Annotated in this window: 20 protein-coding genes, 1 pseudogene and 1 other annotated feature; of the genes and pseudogenes, 20 read left to right on the top strand and 1 reads right to left on the bottom strand. The window is 28.3% G+C overall.

Annotated features, from left to right (window positions below):
• Positions 1-51: 51 nt before the first annotated feature.
• From SFLOR_RS00200 to rpoC, 9 genes and pseudogenes are all read left to right on the top strand, one after another.
• On the top strand, positions 52-849 hold the full coding sequence (locus SFLOR_RS00200) for a Cof-type HAD-IIB family hydrolase (RefSeq protein WP_100916098.1): 798 nt from the start codon (positions 52-54) through the stop codon (positions 847-849).
• 77 nt (positions 850-926) lie between these two features.
• Positions 927-1295 (top strand): MerR family transcriptional regulator, encoded by a 369-nt coding sequence (locus SFLOR_RS00205; protein WP_100916099.1) that lies wholly within the window; start codon positions 927-929, stop codon positions 1293-1295.
• 12 nt (positions 1296-1307) lie between these two features.
• Positions 1308-2299 (top strand): annotated as a pseudogene (locus tag SFLOR_RS00210) (aldo/keto reductase).
• Positions 2300-2379: 80 nt separating this feature from the next.
• Positions 2380-3612 carry a serine hydroxymethyltransferase gene (locus SFLOR_RS00215; protein WP_211282850.1) on the top strand — a complete coding sequence of 411 codons (1233 nt, stop codon included), beginning with the start codon at positions 2380-2382 and terminating at the stop codon, positions 3610-3612.
• Between the two features lie 69 nt (positions 3613-3681).
• Positions 3682-3835: a sequence feature (ribosomal protein L10 leader region), on the top strand.
• Between the two features lie 36 nt (positions 3836-3871).
• Positions 3872-4372, top strand: coding sequence for a 50S ribosomal protein L10 (gene rplJ, locus SFLOR_RS00220; RefSeq protein WP_100916100.1), 501 nt, complete (start codon positions 3872-3874; stop codon positions 4370-4372).
• A gap of 61 nt (positions 4373-4433) precedes the next feature.
• On the top strand, positions 4434-4799 hold the full coding sequence (rplL, locus tag SFLOR_RS00225; RefSeq protein WP_100916101.1) for a 50S ribosomal protein L7/L12: 366 nt from the start codon (positions 4434-4436) through the stop codon (positions 4797-4799).
• Between the two features lie 54 nt (positions 4800-4853).
• Positions 4854-5435 (top strand): CatB-related O-acetyltransferase, encoded by a 582-nt coding sequence (locus SFLOR_RS00230; protein WP_100916102.1) that lies wholly within the window; start codon positions 4854-4856, stop codon positions 5433-5435.
• Between the two features lie 123 nt (positions 5436-5558).
• Positions 5559-9374: a DNA-directed RNA polymerase subunit beta gene (gene rpoB / locus SFLOR_RS00235; protein WP_100916103.1), complete on the top strand. Its 3816-nt coding sequence runs from the start codon at positions 5559-5561 to the stop codon at positions 9372-9374.
• A 17-nt stretch (positions 9375-9391) separates the two neighbouring features.
• The gene (rpoC, locus tag SFLOR_RS00240) at positions 9392-13141 is read left to right on the top strand and encodes a DNA-directed RNA polymerase subunit beta' (protein WP_100916104.1); all 3750 of its coding nucleotides are present in this window, start codon (positions 9392-9394) and stop codon (positions 13139-13141) included.
• A 55-nt stretch (positions 13142-13196) separates the two neighbouring features.
• Here the strand turns inward: rpoC and SFLOR_RS00245 are convergent, their stop codons facing one another.
• Positions 13197-13550, bottom strand: coding sequence for a hypothetical protein (locus SFLOR_RS00245; RefSeq protein ID WP_100916105.1), 354 nt, complete (start codon positions 13548-13550; stop codon positions 13197-13199).
• 144 nt (positions 13551-13694) lie between these two features.
• Between SFLOR_RS00245 and rpiB the strand changes: the two genes are divergently transcribed.
• From rpiB to SFLOR_RS00300, 11 genes are all read left to right on the top strand, one after another.
• Positions 13695-14120, top strand: coding sequence for a ribose 5-phosphate isomerase B (gene rpiB, locus SFLOR_RS00250; protein WP_100916106.1), 426 nt, complete (start codon positions 13695-13697; stop codon positions 14118-14120).
• A gap of 14 nt (positions 14121-14134) precedes the next feature.
• Positions 14135-14758: a uracil phosphoribosyltransferase gene (gene upp, locus SFLOR_RS00255; protein ID WP_100916107.1), complete on the top strand. Its 624-nt coding sequence runs from the start codon at positions 14135-14137 to the stop codon at positions 14756-14758.
• A 106-nt stretch (positions 14759-14864) separates the two neighbouring features.
• Positions 14865-15218: an MG406 family protein gene (locus SFLOR_RS06135; RefSeq protein WP_100916108.1), complete on the top strand. Its 354-nt coding sequence runs from the start codon at positions 14865-14867 to the stop codon at positions 15216-15218.
• A 45-nt stretch (positions 15219-15263) separates the two neighbouring features.
• A complete protein-coding gene (locus SFLOR_RS00265; RefSeq protein ID WP_100916109.1) occupies positions 15264-16040 on the top strand; it encodes a F0F1 ATP synthase subunit A in 777 nt (258 codons plus the stop codon).
• An 81-nt stretch (positions 16041-16121) separates the two neighbouring features.
• A complete protein-coding gene (locus SFLOR_RS00270; protein ID WP_100917127.1) occupies positions 16122-16391 on the top strand; it encodes an ATP synthase subunit c family protein in 270 nt (89 codons plus the stop codon).
• 16 nt (positions 16392-16407) lie between these two features.
• On the top strand, positions 16408-16926 hold the full coding sequence (gene atpF / locus SFLOR_RS00275; RefSeq protein ID WP_100916110.1) for a F0F1 ATP synthase subunit B: 519 nt from the start codon (positions 16408-16410) through the stop codon (positions 16924-16926).
• Between the two features lie 4 nt (positions 16927-16930).
• Entirely contained in the window at positions 16931-17476 is a 546-nt protein-coding gene (locus tag SFLOR_RS00280) for a F0F1 ATP synthase subunit delta (protein WP_100916111.1), read from the top strand.
• A 10-nt stretch (positions 17477-17486) separates the two neighbouring features.
• Entirely contained in the window at positions 17487-19061 is a 1575-nt protein-coding gene (atpA, locus tag SFLOR_RS00285; protein WP_100916112.1) for a F0F1 ATP synthase subunit alpha, read from the top strand.
• A gap of 1 nt (position 19062) precedes the next feature.
• Positions 19063-19914, top strand: coding sequence for an ATP synthase F1 subunit gamma (atpG, locus tag SFLOR_RS00290; RefSeq protein ID WP_100916113.1), 852 nt, complete (start codon positions 19063-19065; stop codon positions 19912-19914).
• A gap of 14 nt (positions 19915-19928) precedes the next feature.
• A complete protein-coding gene (atpD, locus tag SFLOR_RS00295; protein ID WP_100916114.1) occupies positions 19929-21323 on the top strand; it encodes a F0F1 ATP synthase subunit beta in 1395 nt (464 codons plus the stop codon).
• The gene (locus tag SFLOR_RS00300) at positions 21323-21610 is read left to right on the top strand and encodes a hypothetical protein (protein ID WP_100916115.1); all 288 of its coding nucleotides are present in this window, start codon (positions 21323-21325) and stop codon (positions 21608-21610) included. The genes atpD and SFLOR_RS00300 overlap by 1 nt, the downstream gene beginning before the upstream one ends.

Consider the following 21610-nt stretch of genomic DNA (forward strand, 5'->3'; position numbering starts at 1 on the left):
GGTGAGATTTTTTATTTTATAATTATTAAGAAAGATTAAGAGGCAATCCAAATGAAGTGGTGATTTTCTGATTATGATGGAACAATCAATTTAAAGCATAATGACTATATTGATTCAAGAGATTTAGAATTTATAAAAAGATGAATTGCAAAAGGTAATAAATTTGCAATTGCAACTGGTAGAATGGAACACGAAATCAAACCTGTTTTGCAAAAGGCACAAATTCCATATGATTATATGATTTGTAATAATGGTGCTGTTGTTTATGAAAAAGAATATGGAGTTATTGCAAATGCTTCTATTCCTATGGAATCAAGAAAAGAAATAATTGAATTATTTGATACTTTAAAAGAAAAATATATTTTAGGATATTGTTTAAAAGATAAAAGGATGTCTTATTCAAAAATTGAGGAACCTGAAATTTACACAAATCCCTTTTTAAAAAAATATGCCCCAAGTGAGAATAATTTTGAACAAGGTAATGAAGATATTTCTAACTCTCCTGATTTAAATTTGCTTTATTTCTATGTTCCTGATTCTAAAGTTTTACAAGTAAAGGAAATGTTAAACGGAAAAATAAAAGGATGTAAAGCTGTTAGAACTCATAAAAATGTAATTGAAATTATGAGAGAAGATGTCTCAAAAGCATATGGCATAAAAGTTATTCAACAATTAAAAGGTTTTGATACTAAAGATATTTATACAAGCGGAGATGGAGAAAATGATATTGAAATGTTGAAATATACAAAGAACTCTTTTGCAATGAAAGATCATCAACCTAACGTTGATAAAGCAGCGAGTTATATAATTAAAAATGTTTTTGAAATTGAAGGCTTTGAAAAAAATTAAATTAGCTATTGCATTAAAGTTACTTTAATGCAATATACTTTAAATTGAGGAATATCCTTATAGAAAAGTAAAAGTATATGAAAAAAGTTTATATGAATGAGTTGGCAAATATTTTAAATATTAATGAATCTGCTTTAAGATATTATGATTCAAAAGGTATCTTACCAAAGGTACAAAGAGATGAAAATAATTATAGATTTATTGATTTTGAAGATTTAGATTACCCAAAAACAGTTATTTGTTTAAAAAAAACAGGTATGTCTTTAAAAGATATAAAAAAATATCTTTACTATGTTGAACAAGGTGATTCCTCTATAAAAGTTAGATATGAAATGATATTGAATCAAGAGAAAATGGTTTTAAATAAACTAAAAAATATTCAAGAAGAGATAGAATTTATAGAATATAAAAAAAGTTTTTATAAAAATAAACTTGAGAAAAAATAAAAAGAGGTAAACATGAAAAAAAGAATATTAGGAAAAGATCTAGAAGTCTCTGAAATAGGTTTAGGATGCATGGGTTTGAGTTTTTCTTTTCCACCTTTTCCAACAAAACAAGAAGCTATTTCTTTTATTAAAAAAGCCTATGAAATGGGAGTAACATTTTTTGATACTGCTGAGGTTTATGACCTTTTGATAATGAAGAGATCTTAGGAGAAGCTTTACAAGATGTTAGAGATAAAGTAGTCATTGCTACAAAATTTGGTTTTAGTTTTACAAAAGATGGAGAACGAGATGGTGTTGATAGTAGCGAAAAGAATATAAGAAGAGCAATTGAAGGTTCTTTAAAAAGATTAAAAACAAATTATATTGATTTATATTATCAACATAGAATTGATCCAAATATACCAATTGAGCAAGTGGCAAAATTAATGAAGGAATTTTATGATGAAGGTAAAATAAGACATTGAGGTTTGAGTGAAGCTTCATCAAAAACAATCAGAAAGGCACATGCAATTTTTCCAGTGACTGCACTTCAAAGTGAATACTCAATGTTTTGAAGAGATCCGGAAAAAGAAATTATTCCTAAATTGCAAGAATTAGGAATAGGATTTGTACCTTTCTCACCTTTAGGAAAAGGATTTTTGACAGGTGCAATTAATTTAGATACTTCTTTAGAACCAGGAGATTTTAGATTAACTATACCAAGATTTCAAAATAAAGAATATATGAAAGAAAATTTAAAATTAGTAGATTTCGTGAAAGAATTAACTCAAAGAAAAAAAACTACTCCAGCTGCAATTGCGTTAGGATGAGTATTAGCTCAAAAAAATTGATTTGTTCCAATACCTGGTACAAAAAAAATTGATAGATTACAAGAAAATTTATCTGGAGCTGAGGTTATTTTCACAACACAAGAATTAAAAGAGATTAAAGATAGGTTAGATAAGATTGAACTTATTGGCGAGAGATATAATCAGGATGCAAATAAAATGATTGATAAAAGTTAAAAATATTTTTTTAAATCTAAAATTATTATTTAATTAAATTTAGTATTATTTTTATGTATTGAAAGTAGGTAAACTTTAAAATGAAAATGAGTCAAGTAATTAAAGATTCTTTAGAGAAAGAATTAAAACGTCAACAAGAACATATTGAATTAATTGCTTCTGAAAACTATGTTTCAGAAGCAATTTTGGAACTTAATGGTTCTATACTAACAAATAAATATGCTGAAGGTTATCCTGGTAAAAGATATTATGGAGGATGCAAATATATTGATGAAATTGAATCTTATGGAATAGAGCTTGCTAAGACTTTATTCAAAGCTGATCATGCAAATATTCAACCTCATTCCGGAAGTCAAGCAAATGAAGCAGCGTATAGAACTCTTATAAAACCTGGAGATACTGTTTTATCAATGAGTCTTGATGCTGGAGGACACTTAACACATGGTTATCCAATTAATTTTTCAGGACAGCTTTATAATTTTGTATTTTACAAAGTTAATAAAGAAACTGAAGAAATGGATTTTGAAGAAATAAGAGATTTAGCATTAAAAAATAAACCTAAACTAATATTGACTGGAGCAAGCAGTTATACAAAAATAATTGATTTTAAAAAGTTTAAAGAAATCGCAGATGAAGTAAATGCATATTTTATGGTAGACATGGCACATATTGCAGGTTTAGTGGCAGGAGGAGTTCACCCTAATCCTTGTGAATATGCAGATGTTGTTACAACAACAACTCATAAAACTTTAAGAGGATCAAGAGGTGGTATGGTTCTTTGCAAACAAAAATTTGCAAAGGAGTTGGATTCAGCTATTTTTCCTGGAATACAAGGTGGACCATTAGAAAATCAAATTGCAGGAAAAACTCAAGCGTTATATGAAGCTTCAACACCTGAGTTTAAAGTTTATGCAAAGCAAATAGTTATAAATGCTAAGGCTTTGGCAAATTCACTTAAAAATAATGGTCTTAGATTAATTGCAAATGGTACAGAAAACCACACTGTAATAGTTGAAGTTAAAGATTCTATAGGTATAACAGGAAAACAAGCAGAAACAATTTTAGAATCAATAGGAATAATTTCAAATAAAAATATGATACCTTTTGATAAAGAAAAACCAGTTCACACATCAGGTATTAGATTAGGAACACCAGCAATGACAACTAGAGGTTTTAAAGAAAACGAATTTGAAGAAGTGGGAAATATTATAGCAAGTGTATTAAAGAATCAAAGTGAAGAAAATTTAAAAAAAGCAAAACTTTCTGTATTAAACTTATGTCAAAAATTTCCAATATATAAAAATTTAAAATAGAATATAGTTTTATATTAGATTTGAAATTTGTAAAAAATATCTATTTATACAATAAATAATTATGTTATTATATTAATGCTATTCGTACCGAAGAAAGTAACTGGGATTTATCCCTTAATTTGTTACCGAGGAATGAAATTACATATATAAATTGTAAGTTTTTACAATATTTATTGTATTTTTAATTGACCTCGGAAATTATCTGAGGTTTTTATTTTGATTTAAAAAAGCGAAAAGTAAAAAAAGGAGGTCGTTACGAGTGTCAAACGCAAGACCAGCTCATGCTAAAAAGAATGAGATAGTTAAAGATATTGCAAACAGAATCAAAAACTGTAAAGGTATGGTGATTGCTGAATACAAAAATTTAACTGTAGCACAAATGACAGAATTAAGAAACAAAGCTCGTGAACAAGGAATTTTTATTAAAGTTTATAAAGATTCTTTAGTTAGAAGAGCAGTTGAAGAATTAAAAATTAGTGGATTAGATGCTTACTTAATACAACAAAATATTTATATTTTTTCAGATGAAGAAGCTTTATATCCTGCAAAATTAGTTTCAGATTTTGCAAAAATAAATAAAGATTTAGTGCTTAAAGCAGGAATCTATGAAGGAAATATTATGGATACAGCAGCAATTAATGAAATTGCTTCTCTACCATCAAAAGATGAATTATACTCAATGTTTGCTTCATCACTTATTTACCCATTACGTCAATTTATGTTGACTGTAAAAGAAATAGCAAAAACAAAATCAGAATAAAATAACAATTAAGCGTACAAATAGCAAATAATAAAAAAGAAAATATAAGGAGAAAAAAATTATGGCAATTACAAAAGATGATATTATCAAAGCTTTAGAAGAAATGAAATTAACAGAATTAAATGATTTAGTTAAAGCAATAGAAGATCACTTCGGAGTTGTTGCAGCGGCAGCAGTTGCAGCACCTGCAGCTGGAGCAGCATCAGCAGCACCTACAGAAGTTTCAGTTATGTTAACAAACCCAGGAGGAAACAAAGTTTCAGTAATTAAATTAGTTAAAGAAATGACTGGTTTAGGATTAATGGATGCTAAAAAATTAGTTGATGGAACATTACCTGTTGCAATTAAAGAAAACGTAAAAGTTGAAGATGCAGAAGAAATGAAAAAACAATTAATGGAAGCTGGAGCATCAGTAGATTTAAAATAATAAATTATTTATAATAACCTTAAAGGTTATTTTTTATTTGAAGGGATTTTAATTATGTCTAAATCATCAAAAATATATCTATTAAAAGATTACATTACTAATGAAGGTATAGAAGTTGGTGAATATACTTATTTTTATAGTTTTAAAAATGAACAAGGTATAAAAGAATTTCAAAATAGAAATGTACTCTATCATTTTCCAAAGATACATAAAGATAAATTAATAATAGGAAAATTTTGTGCAATAGCAGATGAAGTTAAATTTTTAATGAATGGTGCAAATCACAGAATTGATTTAGTATCTACTTTTCCTTTTGCTATGTTTGATGAATTTAAAGCAGATAAAAAGACTTTATTTCCTTCTAAAACAAAAGGTGATACTGTTGTTGAAAATGATGTTTGAATTGGTTATGGTGCAACAATCATGCCAGGAGTTAAAATTGGAAATGGATCAATAATTGCAGCAAAAGCTGTTGTAACTAAAGATGTAAAACCATATTCAATAGTTGGAGGTAATCCAGCAAAACTTATAAGAATGAGATTTGATGAAAATAAAATTAAAGAGTTAGAAGACTTGAAATGATGAGATGAAAGTATAGAATCAATACGTAGCATGTTAGACAAATTAACTAAATAATCTAAAAAATGCAAAAAGATAAACAAGAAAAGTTTATTTTTTTGCTATTTCTTATTGAATTTAGTTCAAAAATAATATAGAATTTGTTTGCGTATGTTTTATTTGAACGGGGGACAATAATAAATGAATTACAAAATTAAGAAAATTAATGCGCTTGTGGAAAGACGTGATTATGCAAAAGTATCTGGTGACTTAGAATTGCCAAATCTTATAGAATTACAAACAGACACATTCGATTGATTTAAAAACAAAGGAATCAATGAAGTATTTGAAGAAGTTTTTCCAGTTGTTTCAGCTGATGGAGACATTGTTCTTTCCATGACAGATTGAGAGTTTAGAGAACCAAGAATGTCAATCACTAAAGCGAAAGAAGAGTCAAAAATATTTGAAGCTCCAATTTATGCAAACTTATCATTAACTATTCATATGGAAGATGTAGAAGTTTTTAAAGAAGAAATTTCAGGTTCAATGGAAACATTTTTAAAAGGATGATTACAAGAAAAATTGGAATCAACAGGTGTTGATTTTAAAGATAGTAAAGGACAACTTTACTTTTTTGAGTTTAAAGGTAAAACAGGTGAAAAAGATACTATTCAAATTGAAATTAAAGAAGAAAAAGAAGAAATGTATCTAGCAAATATTGACGTTTATAAAACAGGAGAAGTATTTTTCGGTGAATTCCCATTAATGACAGATAGAGGAACATTTATAATCAATGGAAGTGAAAAAGTAGTTGTTTCACAATTAGTTCGTTCTCCAGGAAGTTATTTTAAAGAAGAAATGAATCGTAAAAATGGTGAAATGATTTATTTTGCTGACATAATTCCATCAAGAGGAACATGATTAGAATTTGAATTAGATTCTAAAAAGTCATTAGATAATAAAGTTTCAAATGTTTTTTATGTAAAAATTGATAAATCAAGAAAAACAACAGCAACAAGTTTATTAACTTCTTTTAAAATTCAAAAAGAAGAAATTCTAGAATTATTTGATAATAATGAAGTAATTCAATCAAGTTATGAATTAGATACACTAACTGGTGATATTGAAATCGATTATGAAAATCAAGTTCAAGAAATTTATAAAAAAATTCGTCAAGGAGAAACTGCAACAGCTGATGGAGCAAGCAAATATTTATACGGATTACTATTTGATAAAAGAAAATATGATTTAACAAAAGCAGGAAGATTTAAATTACAACAAAAATTATCTGTTAAAAATAGATTAATTGGTCATGTTCTTGCAGAAGATATTGTTGATGTTAAAGGAAAAGTTGCTTTTGCAAAAGGAACTGAAATAACAAAAGATATTTTAGATGATTTAGACAAAGTGCTAGAAGCTGGAGCAATGGTACAAAAAATTAACTTTAATAAAGCAATTTCATCTGGTGATGAAATTCAAAAAGTTAAAGTTTTTAAAGACAATGATTTAAGAGATGAAACAGCAACAATTATTGGTATTACAAAAAAATCAAATGATGAATTTGTTAATTTACCAGATATTATTGCAACAATTTCATATGCAATTAACTTAATGGATGGAATAGGTGAAATCGATGATATTGATCACTTAGGAAACAGAAGAGTTAGAACTGTAGGGGAGTTATTACAAAACCAATTTAGAATTGGTATGATGCGTATTGAGAAAAATGTAAGAGAAAAACTTGCAACATCAAATCCATTCAAAATGAAACCATCAAGTATTATTAATAACAAACCATTAACTGCTATAATAGGAGAATTCTTTAATCTTTCTCAATTATCACAATTTATGGATCAAACAAATCCTTTAGCAGAATTAACAAATAAACGTAGATTAACAGCTTTAGGACCTGGTGGTTTAAGTAGAGATAGAGCTGCACTTGAAGTTCGTGACGTTCACCCTTCTCACTATGGAAGAATTTGTCCAATTGAAACACCAGAAGGTCCAAACATTGGGTTGATTAACAACTTATCAACTTATGCAAAAATTAATGAATATGGATTTATTGAAACTCCATATAGAAAAGTAAAAAATACAAAAGTTATGTCAGGAGAATATGAATATCTAACTGCTGACAAAGAGAAAGATTATGTAGTTGCTCAGGCAAATATTAATCTTGCAGAAGATGGAACAATTTTAGATGATCAAGTTATTGCTCGTTATAGAGGAGATGACATCATGGTTTCTCCTCAAGATATTGATTATGTTGACGTTTCTCCAAAACAAATAGTTTCAATAGCTACATCATGTATTCCATTTTTAGAAAATGATGATGCAAACCGTGCTCTTATGGGTGCTAACATGCAACGTCAAGCAGTGCCATTAATTAATCCAGAATCACCAATTGTTGGAACTGGTGTTGAACATGAAGCTGCTAGAGACTCAGGAGATGCTGTTGTTGCTACTGAATCTGGTATTGTAAAATATGTTGACTCTAAAAAAATTGTTATTGAACAAAAAGATGGAATTAAAACTTATGATTTAAATGATTTTAGTCGTTCAAATAATGGAACTGCTATAACTCATTTACCAATTGTAAAAATTGGAGACAAAGTAAAAGCAAAAGATATTTTAGCTGATGGACCTTCAATGGAAAAAGGAGAATTAGCTTTAGGACAAAATGTAGTTGTAGCATTTACAACATGAAATGGTTATAACTATGAAGATGCTGTTATTGTTTCAGAACGTATTGTAATTGAAGATAGATTTACTTCTATTCATATTGATGAATATACAATTGAAAGAAGACAAACAAAACAAGGTCCTGAAGAAATTACAAGAGATATTCCAAATATTTCTGAAGTAAGTAAAAAATATTTAGATGAAGATGGAATTGTTGCAATTGGATCAGAAGTTAAAGTTGGAGATATTTTAGTTGGAAAAGTTACTCCAAAATCTCAAACACAATTATCACCTGAAGATAAATTGCTACATGCAATCTTTGGTGAAAAATCAAGAAATGTTAAAGATAATTCATTAAGAGTTCCTAATGGTGGAGAAGGAATTATTAAATCAATTAAACGTTTCTCAAGAGCTGATGGGCATGATTTACCAGCAGATATTTTAGAAATAATTAAAGTTTATATTGTTCAAAAACGTAAAATTCAAGAGGGAGATAAAATGGCTGGACGTCATGGTAATAAAGGTGTTATTTCAAAAATCTTACCTATTGAAGATATGCCACATATGGAAGATGGAACACCAGTTGATATTATGTTAAATCCACAAGGGGTTCCTTCACGTATGAATATTGGACAAGTATTAGAAATACATTTAGGTATGGCTGCTAAAAAACTTGGAATTAAAGTTAATACTCCTGTTTTTGAAGGAGTAAGAGAACAAGAATTACAAGACATTATGCACGAAGCTGGAATGGATAACTATGGAAAAGTTAAATTAATTGATGGAAGAACAGGAGAAGCATTTGATAAACCAATTTCTGTTGGAGTTATGTATATGTTAAAACTTTCTCACATGGTTGATGATAAATTACATACAAGAAATATAGGTCCGTACTCATTAATCACACAACAACCATTAGGAGGAAAAGCTCAAAATGGGGGACAAAGATTTGGGGAAATGGAAGTTTGAGCTCTAGAAGCTTATGGAGCTGCTTACACATTACGTGAAATTTTAACAATTAAATCAGATGATATTAAAGGACGTATTAAAACTTATGAATCAATTGTTAGATCTAAAGCAATTCCTAAACCAGGAATTCCAGAATCATTTAATGTTCTTACAAAAGAAATTATGGGATTAGGATTTGATATGCATATGATTGATGATGAAGGAAACAAAGTACAAATTAATGCATATGATGATGACGATGAGTTTGACATTGATACAGAGTTTTTAGATGAAGAAGCAGCATTTAATGACGCTGATATCAAAGATTATGTTGAAACAAGTGAAGATGATGAAATAACTTTTGATAGCGAAAGTATAGAAGACTAATAAGGAGAAGTTTTAATATGGGAAATTCAAATAAAAGAATGATTAAAATTGAACTAGCTTCTCCAGATGTGATCAGAAGTTGATCACGTGGTGAAGTTACTAAACCAGAAACAATTAACTACAAAACATTAAAAACTGAAAAAGAAGGTTTATTTGATGAAAGAATCTTTGGACCAACAAGAAATTATGAATGTACTTGTGGTAAATATAAAAAAGTAAAAAATAAAGGAAAAATTTGTGAACGTTGTGGAGTAGAAATTACTGAATCAATTGTTAGACGTGAAAGAATGGGTCACATTGAGTTAGAAGAACCAGTTACTCATATTTGAATGTTAAAAGTTGCTCCTTCAAGAATTGCTTCAATTTTAGATTTAAAAACTAAAGAAGTTGAAGAAGTAGTTTACTTTGTAAGTTATATAGTTTTAGATCCAGGAAATTCAAAACACCTTAAAAAAGGTATGGTTTTAGATTTAGGAAATGCTAAAGCAAGTTTAAAAACTAGAGAAAAATTATTAAAAACTTTAGAAGATATTAGAGTTAATATTGAACCAGATACATTTGCTTGAAAAAGAGCAGATAATTTAATAAATCAATTAAGAACTCCAAATGTGCCTTTCTCAATGGATGAGGCATCTACTTTTATTTCAAGATATATTAATGCTAAATTTGGTATTGGAGCAAGTGCTATTGAAGACTTACTTAAAAATATTAATTTAGATAAAGAAATTGAAAGAATTAGAGAAGATTTAAAAGATAAAAAAGGTTCATCAGAACAAAATAAATTAATGAAACGTCTTGAAGTTTTAGATTCATTAAAAAAATCAAAATCAAGACCAGAGTGAATGGTTTTACATGTAATTCCAGTTATTCCTCCAGACATTAGACCAATTATTCAATTGGATGGTGGTAGATTTACTACTTCTGAAATTAATGACTTATATAGAAGAATTATCATTAGAAATGAACGTTTAAAAAAAGTTAAATCAATGGGAGCACCAAGTATTATTGTTAACAACGAAAAACGTATGTTACAAGAAGCTGTTGATGCTTTATTAGATAATGAACGTAAACCAAGACCAGTTACAGGTAAAGATAAAAGACCATTAAAATCTTTAACATCAATTTTAAAAGGAAAACAAGGAAGATTCCGTCAAAACCTTTTAGGAAAACGTGTTGACTATTCAGGTCGTTCAGTTATTGCTATTGGACCAGATTTAAAAATGTATCAAGCAGGTATTCCAAGAGATATGGCTATTACATTATTTAAACCCTTTATCATTAGAAGATTGCAAGAAAGAGACTTTGCTGAAAATGTAAAAGTTGCAGAAAAAATGATATTAACAAATGATTCAAAAGTTTGAGATATCTTAGAAGAAGTAATTAAAGATAGACCGGTATTATTAAACCGTGCTCCTACTCTTCACCGTTTAGGAATTCAAGCATTTGAACCGAAACTAGTTAAAGGTAAAGCAATTAGACTTCACCCTCTAGTTACAACAGCTTTTAACGCCGACTTTGACGGGGACCAAATGGCTGTTCACTTACCAATAAGTGATGAAGCAGTTGCTGAAGCTAGAGCACTTATGTTAGGATCAAAAGCAATTCTTGGACCAAAAGATGGTAAACCAATTGTTACTCCTACTCAGGATATGATTTTGGGAAATTACTATATAACAACTGAAGAAAAAGATGTTAAAGGTCAAGGAACATTATTTACAAGTTATGAAGAAGTAAAAATAGCTTACGAAACTGATTCAGTTTCACTAAATGCTATTGTTGCAATTCCAGTTAGTGAATTAAAAAATAAAAAAATATCTGATGAACATAAAAATAAATTTTTAATTACAACAGTTGGGAAAATCTTTTTCAACCAAATGTTTGTAGAGGAATTCCCATGAATTGTTAATTCAAATATTAATAATGCTGAAATGGAAATTGAGAAATTTATTGTTGATGAAAATACAGATATCAGAAGTTTTATTGAAAATGAATATGTAATCCAACAACCAATTAAGAAAAAAGAATTATCTTTAATTATTGAAAGATACTTTAAATTATTTGGGGCTCAAAAAACAGCTCAAATGTTAGATAATATGAAGGATTTAGGATTTAAATTCTCATCTAAATCAGGAACAACAATCAGTGCTGCTGACGTTGTTGCTTATACAGAAAAATTTGATGAATTTAAAGTAGCAGATGAAAAAGTTTCACAAATCACTGAATTCTATAATATGGGTATGTTAACAAAAACAGAAAAAAAACGTAGAGTTATTAATGTTTGATCAAATGTAAAAGATAAAATTCAAAATAGACTTGAAGAAGTTCTTAAAAAAGATCCAAAAAACCCAGTATTTGTTATGGCCGATTCTGGAGCTCGTGGTAACGTATCTAACTTTACACAATTAGTAGGTATGAGGGGTCTTATGAACGACCCTAAAGGTGATATTAAAGAAATTCCAATTAAATCATCATTCCGTGAAGGTTTAACAGTGTCAGAATACTTTATTTCTACTCACGGAGCAAGAAAAGGGATGGCCGACGTTGCCTTGAAAACTGCTGACTCAGGTTATTTAACAAGAAGACTTGTTGATATTTCACAAGAAATTATTGTTACAGAAGATGATTGCAAAACTTCAAAAGGTTTTGATGTTCACTCAATTATTGAAACAAAACACGACAATATTATTGTTCCATTGAAAGATAGACTTGTTGGAAGATTTACTTTCAGCGATGTAATTGATTCAAATGGAAATTTAATTGTTGAAGAAAATTCATTAATTACATTATCATTAGCTGATGAAATTATTAATGCAGGTATTGAAGAAGTTCAAATTAGAACTGTATTAACATGTGATACAAACCGTGGTGTATGTAGAAAATGTTATGGTGTAAATTTAGCAACTGGTGAAGTTGTTACAATTGGTGAACCAGTTGGAGTTATTGCAGCTCAATCAATTGGTGAACCTGGTACTCAGCTAACTATGCGTACTTTCCATACCGGAGGGGTTGCTGGGGGAGCAGATATTACACAAGGGCTACCTCGTATTAAAGAATTACTTGACGTTACAAATCCAAAAGGTTCAATTGCTATAATTTCACAAATTGATGGAGTTATTAAAGAAGCAACTGAAGAAGATGGAATTATAACAATTGTTGTTTCATCAGATCAAGATGAAAGAAAATACAAATCACAATATGGAGCTATTTTAAGAGTAACAAAAGGTGAAACTGTAACTCGTGGTCAAAAATTAACTGAAGGGGCAATAAACATAAAAGAATTATTGGAAGTTGCAAGAATTGAAGATGTTCAAAACTATATCTTGAAAGAGGTACAAAAAGTTTATCGTCTACAAGGGATTGAAATTTCAGATAAATATATTGAAATTATTGTTAAACAAATGTTGAATAAAGTTAAAATTATTGATTCAGGAGAAACTGAATTACTTCCAGGAGAAGTTATCTCATCAAGAGCATTCAGAAATGAAGTTAAAAATGCTATTGTTGCAGGTAAAAAACCACCTCTTGCAAAACACGTAATCTTTGGTATTAAAAAAGCACCACTTGAATCAGATTCATGATTGTCTAGTGCATCATTCCAAGATACAGCAAGAGTTCTTGTTAAAGCTGTTATCAAAGGAAAAGTTGATAAACTTGAAGGATTAAAAGAAAACATTATGTTAGGAAATTTAATTCCTGCAGGAACTGGATTAACTGGTAGTGCAGATATTATCAAAAAAGGTAAGGAAACTTACAATTCAGAATATTAGAAATCTTAAATTTCTAATTAAGAAAATAAAAAAATACCATTAGTTTGGTATTTTTTTATTTTATCTCATTTTTTAGATCACATTCAAATTCATACAATGATGAAGCTACTATAAATAATATTCCTGATATAGGATTGAATAGTATAAGTGTAAATATTGAAAGTGTAAGATGAGCAGTTTCATTTTCAGTACCCACATTTTTTAAAGCTTTTTTTCCCATAATATACATAGGAATTAATCAAGCAAGTGGTATTAACATAACAATAAAAAAAAGTAAAAATCCAAAAAAATTTGATCTCATAGCAATTCCTAAAATTATAGCTGTAATAGCTAAAGATACTGCCATTAAAATAAGTACTATCAGATTTAAAATATTTCCTACTTTATAAAGTTTTGTTCTTGTTTTCATTTTTCTCCTTAAATATAAATACATTTTTTTAACTTAGTGAGTTTTAAATTAATAAAACCCACGTATATTATACTTTTTAAATTAAAATAATAACTCTTTTTTTAATATAATAGTGTATATTATTTTTTAAGGGGGATTGGAAATTTGAAAATTTTTATAGGAAATGATCACACAGCAACTGAAATGAAAAATAAAATAGTAGAATATTTAAAAACAAACGGACATGAAGTTGTAAATATTGGAACAAATTCTAATGATTCAGTAGATTATCCAGATTTTGGTAAAGAAGTTGCAACAAAAGTTGTAGAAGAAAAAGCAATGGGAATAGTAATATGTGGAACAGGTATTGGAATATCAATATCTGCAAATAAAGTTAAAGGAGCAAGAGCAGCTCTTTGTTATGAAGATCAAACAGCAATTCTTGCAAGAGAACACAATGACGCAAATATATTAGCACTTGGTGCAAGAATGATAGCAATTGAAAAAGCAGTTAGATTAGTAGATATTTTTTTAAATGCGAAATTTGAAGAAAGACATTCTTGTAGAGTAAACAAACTTAACAATCAATAAAAGGGAGAAAAAAAATGGCATTTACAATAATCAAACATCCTCTTATTTTAGATAAATTAACTAGAATGAGAAAAGAAGAGACATCTTCAAAAGATTTTAGAGAGAATTTAAATGAGATAGGACAGTTAATGGTTTATGAAATATTTAGAGATGTGCCCTTGGCAGAAATAGATATTAATACTCCAGTAACTAAAACAAAAGGATATACTATTGATATTCCAGTAGTTTTAGTACCAATCATTAGAGCCGGACTTGGAATGACAGAAGGAATTCAAAGATTAGTTCCAACTTCAAGAATAGCACATATAGGACTTTATAGAGATGAAGAAACTTTAGAACCTGTTCAATACTATGCAAAAACTACAAAAGATATTGAAACAAGTTATGTAATTGTTGTTGACCCAATGTTAGCAACTGGAGGTAGTGCATCAAAGGCAATTGAAATTGCTAAAGCATGAGGAGCTAAACAAATAAAATTTGTTTGTTTAGTTGCTGTACAAGAAGGTGTTAACAGAATAGTTAAAGATCATCCAGACGTTGATATTTATACAGCTAGTTTAGATCCAATTCTAAATGATCATGGTTATATTGAACCTGGTCTTGGAGATGCTGGAGATAGAATATTTGGAACAAAATAATTATTAAAAGATAATTATTTTTTTTAATTATGAATAAAATTTTCATAGATTTTGCAAATTAATAGGAGTATTATTAACTAGATGGAACTTGATAAAGGTGATTATAATGTTGTTTAAAAATAAAAGAACAATTATATTTCTCACATTTATTTCAATAATTCTAGTTTTAATATCAATTCTTACTTTGTTTAAAGTTGTTGATTATACATTTATTACAGGGTATATTTTAGGGTCAATTTTTTTGTATATTTCTTTTATATTTATGAAATTATCAATAAAAGATTTAACTGCTAATTTAAACCCTTATAATTTCATGTTTTTTTCCACTTTAAGAGTTGGTTTTTACATTGTTCCATTCCTTATAAGTTTTTATTTACCGATTATATTCAATATATATGGACTATTAACGGCATTTTTAATAAATTGAATTCCTTTAATTTTTATAAATAAGCAAAAGTAAGTAAATTTTTATATGGTACCAAAAAAATAAAAAAAGGAGGTTTTTATGTTCCTTTCAGAAAAAAGTGAAAGTATGTTGGGCGTTTGAAGCTCAATAACACCTCAGCTTTTATCTATTCTATTAACTTGTATTATTATTTGTACATTTTGTATAGTTTATAATGTCAAAATCAGAAATTATAAAGAAGATAAAAAATTAACTGGTTTTTTAGTTTTAACAGAAATGTTTATTACTAAAGTTGAAAATATGGTAGTTACAATTATGGGAAAAGCTCATAGAAAATTAACACCATATGTTATGTATCTATTTATGTATATTATGGTTTCTTCAATAGTGGCAATTTTAGGTATAGAACCTTTAACTAGCTCATATACTGTAACATTCTCAATGGGAATGGTAACATTTATAGGTATTTATTACTATGGATTAAGATATCAAAAATTAGCTTTCTTTAAAAGATATTATAATCCAATTGAAATTATTGGGCAATTCGTACCTCTAGTTTCAATTTCCTTTAGGTTATTTGGAAATATTCTTGGGGGAAGTATTTTACTAGGATTACTTTATGCTAGTTTAATAAAACTTCAAGGAAATATATTTTGACCAAGTGGTCCTGGAATGGTGTGAGAAGATAAATTAAGCTACTGATGAGCGGGATTTAATATCTTCTCAGTTATTTCACTTCCTTGATTACATTTATACTTTGACTTATTTGACGGAGCAATTCAATCGATAGTTTTCTCAATGTTAACTTTATCATATTGATCTGGAGCAAAAAATGGTGAAGGTGGAAATGAAGGAAAAGAAAAATTAGAAAGATAGTTTATAAAAGGAGAAAAAATTATGTTTGTAGAAACACTTACAACACTTACAACAACAATGGGAGGTAACATTATTTCAGTTATGCCTCTTTATACAACTTTGTTAATGTTTTTAGCTGAAAAAACAACTGGTGATGGATTAAAATTAATGGGTGCAGGTCTTACTGGAATAGGTATGATCGGAGCATCAATAGGACAAGGACTAGTTGGATATGGTGCATGTATTGCAATTGGAAGAAATCCTGAAACTGCACCAAAAATCACTTCAACATTAATTATTACTGCTGGTTTTGCTGAATCAGGAGCAATTTATGCATTAGTTATTGCAATTTTATTAATTTTCGTAGCATAAGAAAGGTGTGAGAATTATGCTTTTAGTAACTGCAGGAATTCCTAACGTCATTGAAGGATTATTTCCTAATTTAGCTAATTTTATTGCACATATCTTATCCACAATAGTTATTTTGATATTACTTACAAAATTAGTTTATAAACCATTTAGAGAAATGATAAAAGAACGTAGAAAAAAAATTAATGAGCTATTAGATGATGCTGCAGCAAAGCTAGCAAAAGCTAATAGAAATAATAAAGAAGCTTCTAAGTTTTTAGATTCTGCAAAAGAAGAGTCTAAACAAATTATTAATTCAGCTAAATTATCAGCAGATAATTTGAAATTAGAAATAATTGAAAATGCTAGAAATGAAGCTACAAATATTCAAACACATGCTAAACAAGCAATTGATTTTGAAAGAAATGAGATGCAAGAACAAATGAGACAAGAAGTAATTGATCTTGCATTCGTAGCAGCTGAAAAAATAATGAAAGAAAATATTAGTAAAGAAAAAAATGAAAAAATGATTAAAGATTTTATAAAAAGTTTGGACTAATTAAATGATAAAACAAGGTCTAATTAATAATTGAGCAACAGCAATTTGTGAATTGGCAATTGAGGAAAATAAAGTTAAATCATTTATAGAAACATTGGAAAATCTAAAAAATATTTTTGAAGAAAATGAAGAAGCTATAGTTTTTTTATCAAACAAATTTGTTCCTTTAAAAAGGAGAATAAATTTTATTAATGAGATTTTTAAAAAAGAAATAGATATATTACTTTTAAATTGTTTAAAACTAATAATTGAAAGAGAAAATTTCTCATCTGTGAATTATATTTTTAAAGCTTCAATAGATAAACTTTGAAAAACTTTGAAAATTGAAAAGGGAATTGTTTATTCAACAATTGAAATAGATAAAAAATCTATTTCAGAAATAGAAGAAAAAATTCATAAAAAAATAAATCAACAAATAAAATTGGAAAATAAAATTGACAATTCATTAATTGCTGGAATCAGAATTGAAGTTGCCAATAATATTTTTGACTATTCATTAAAAGGAAAAGTTGAAAATATGAAAAACAGTATTTTAGAAAATAGAAAATAGAGGTGATTACATGTCACTTAAGATAAATGAAATATCTGAAGTCATAAAAAAACAAATAAAAGAATATGGTAAAGAAATTATTGAATCTCAAGAAGGTACTGTAGCAAGTATTGGTGATGGAGTTGCTTTACTCTTTGGATTAGATAACGTTATGATGGGTGAACTTTTAATTTTCTCAAACAATATTTACGGAATGGCTCTTAACTTAGAAGATGGAGCTGTTGGTGCAGTTATTATGGGAGATGATTCAAAAATTCGCCAAGGTGATAAAGTTATAAGAACAGAAAAAGTTGTTGAAACACCTGTTGGAGATCAATTACTTGGAAGAGTTTTGAATGGTATAGGATTACCAATTGATGGAAATGGACCACTAAATAATGATAAATTTGCTCCTGTTGAAAAAATGGCATCAGGAGTTATGTCAAGAAAATCAGTTAATGAACCAATGGAAACTGGAATACTTGCAATTGATTCAATTATCCCAATTGGAAAAGGACAAAGAGAGTTAATTATTGGAGATAGACAAACAGGTAAAACTGCTATTGCAATTGACTCAATCATTAACCAAAAAGGGAAAAATGTTAAATGTATTTATGTAGCTATCGGTCAAAAAGAATCAACAGTTGCACAAGTTGTGGAAAAATTAAAACAAGCAGGTTCAATGGAATATACAACAGTAATTTCAGCATCAGCTAGTGAATCAGCACCAATGCAATATATTTCACCTTATACTGGTGTTTCAATTGCAGAAGAGTGAATGTCAAAAGGTGATGATGTTTTAATTATTTATGATGATTTATCAAAACACGCTATTGCTTACAGAACATTAGCTTTACTTTTAAGAAGACCACCAGGTCGTGAAGCTTATCCTGGAGATGTTTTTTACCTACACTCAAGATTGTTAGAGAGAGCTGCTAGAGTAAATGAAAATTATGGAGGAGGAAGTATTACTGCTCTTCCAATTATTGAGACTCAAGCTGGTGATATTTCAGCATATATTCCAACAAATGTTATTTCAATTACAGATGGACAAATTTTCTTATCAGAACAATTGTTTAATTCAGGAATAAGACCTGCAGTAGACACAGGTTTATCAGTATCAAGAGTTGGTTCATCAGCTCAAATTAAAGCTGTAAAACAAGTTGCAGGTACTTTAAAATTAGAATTAGCTCAATATTATGAACTTCAATCATTTGCAAAATTTGGAAGTGATTTAGATGAAACAACAAAAGAAACTTTGAATCATGGTCAAAAAATTGTTGAGTTATTAAAACAAAGACAATATAAACCTATATCTCAAATAGAACAATCAATTATATTATTAGCTATTAAAGAAAGATTAATAAGATGATTACCATTGAATGAAATGATTAATTTTAAAGAATCAATTATAAATCATTTTGAAAGTAATAAGGAAGCAAAAGCACTTAGAAAATTGCTAGCAACAGAAAAAGATTTCTCAAATGAACTTTATGAAAAAATAAAATCTCATGTTGTTTTAGTTTTAAAAGATATGACTTCAAAAATAAAAGGTTATGAAGCATCTGATTTTGGTAAAGAAGAAGAGTTTAAAAAATTAAGCTAGTATGCCAAATCTTAGTGAATTAAAAAATGAAATAAGTAATATAAAAGATATTAGAAAAATTACAGGGGCAATGGAGTTAGTTGCCACTTCAAAATTAAAAAAAATATCTAAAAGAATGGGTAACATTCAAACTTATTTAGATGAAGTTTACGAAGTTTTTAACTATATTATTTCTCACTCTGAGGACTCAATATATTTAAAAAAACCAAATCAGAAATTATCAAGTACTTTATGAATAGTTATTGGATCAAATTTAGGACTGTGTGGAGGATATAATTCAAATATTGTTAAAGTATTAAAACCTTTAATAAATAAAAAAACAGATAGTGTATTTGCTATTGGAACAAAAGTTATAAATTTTTGTAAAGCAAATGGTATAAATATGAAAGAGCAATTTACAGATATTGATGTAGATTTTTCAAATGAGTACTCAAGAGAAATGTCTGTTAACTTATTAAACTATTTTGTTCAAAAAGAATTTGATCAAATTAAAATAGTTTACACAAAATTTATTAATAATGTTACTTTCGAACCAAAAGTTTTAGATATGTTTCCAATAGAAAAAAAAGTGGACAATTCTGATACATATGAAGATGTAATATTAGAACCAGATCCAGAAACAGTATTAACAACAAGCGTTTCAATGTATTTGAATACAATTTTATTTGGAACAATAATTGAATCGCAAGTATCAGAACAAGCAAGTAGAAGAATGACTATGGAAGCTGCAAATAAAAATGGAAAAGAACTTTCAGAAAGTTTAAGAGTAATGCTTAATCGAAAAAGACAAGAAAATATTACTCAAGAAATTAGTGAAATCATTGCTGGAGTTAACGCTCAAAATGAAGATTAGAGGTAATAAAAATTATGGAAAAAATTACACAAGGTAAAGTTGTTCAAGTCATGGGTCCTGTTGTTGACGTTAAATTTAAACAAGAGGATATGCCAAAACTTTACAACACAATAGAATTAGATAATAACGGAGTTAAATTAGTTCTTGAAGTTGTTCAACATATAGGTGATGATTTAGTTAGAACTATTGCTATGGGTCCAACTGAAGGATTAGTAAGAGGAATACTGGGTACAAATACTGGAGGACCAATTAGTGTTCCTGTTGGAGAAAAAGTTCTTGGAAGAATGTTTAATGTGCTTGGAGATCCTATTGATGACAAGCCTGAAGTTGAAAGTGAAAGAATGTCTATTCATAGATTAGCTCCAAGTTATGATGAGCTTGCTACTTCTGCTGAAATTTTAGAAACAGGAATCAAAGTTATTGATTTAATGATGCCTTTTGCAAAAGGTGGAAAAATTGGATTATTTGGTGGAGCTGGAGTTGGTAAAACAGTTTTAGTTCAGGAATTGATTAACAATATTGCCAAAGCACATGGTGGAATTTCTGTTTTTGCAGGAGTTGGAGAAAGAACAAGAGAAGGTAATGACCTTTATTATGAAATGATTGATGCAGGTGTTATTGATAAAACATCTCTAGTTTTTGGACAAATGAACGAACCACCAGGAGCAAGAATGAGAGTTGCGCTTACTGGATTGACAATAGCTGAATATTTTAGAGATTTTAAAAATCAAGATGTGTTGCTATTTATTGATAATATATTTAGATTTACACAAGCAGGTTCAGAAGTTTCTGCCTTACTTGGAAGAATGCCTTCAGCTGTTGGTTATCAACCAACACTGGCAACAGAAATGGGAGCACTTCAAGAAAGAATTACTTCTACTCAAAAAGGATCAATTACTTCAGTTCAAGCAGTTTATGTTCCTGCAGATGACTTAACAGATCCAGCACCTGCAACAACATTTACTCATTTAGATGCTCGTGTTGTTTTAGACAGAACGATAGCATCTCTTGGAATATATCCAGCTATTGATCCATTAAACTCAAGTTCAAGAATGTTAGATCCTGAAATAGTTGGTGAAAATCATTATCAAATTGCTTTAAAAGTTCAAGAAATATTACAAAAGTATAAAGAACTACAATCAATTATTGCAATTCTTGGTATGGAAGAACTATCAGAAGAAGACAAAATAGTTGTTAATAGAGCAAGAAAAATCAGAAACTTTATGTCACAACCATTTACTGTTGGTGAAAAATTTACAGGAAGAAGTGGTAAATACGTTCCTGTTGCTGAAACAATAAACTCTTTTGATTCAATTTTAAAAGGGGATGTAGATAATATTCCTGAAATTTTATTTATGTATGCAGGATCAATTCAAGAAGTTATTGAAAGATTTAAAAGTAAAAAATAATGCAATTAACTAAATTGAAAATAATTACTCCTGATGGTATATATATAAATGATTTAGAAGTTGAAAATGTTAGTGTAAGAACAGCAGATGGACAAATTACAATTTATGCAAATCACTCAGCTATAGTTTCTACTTTATTAATTGGAGATATGAGATATGAAATAAATGGTACTGTAAAGTATATTCATTTACATAGAGGAATATTGAGAGTTTCAAAAGAACAAATTAAAATATTAACTCAAAGATTATATGAAGTAGATGAAAAAGGTCAAAGATTAAAAAAATAA

Source organism: Spiroplasma floricola 23-6, assembly GCF_002813555.1.
GTDB lineage: Bacteria > Bacillota_I > Bacilli_A > Mycoplasmatales > Mycoplasmataceae > Spiroplasma_A > Spiroplasma_A floricola.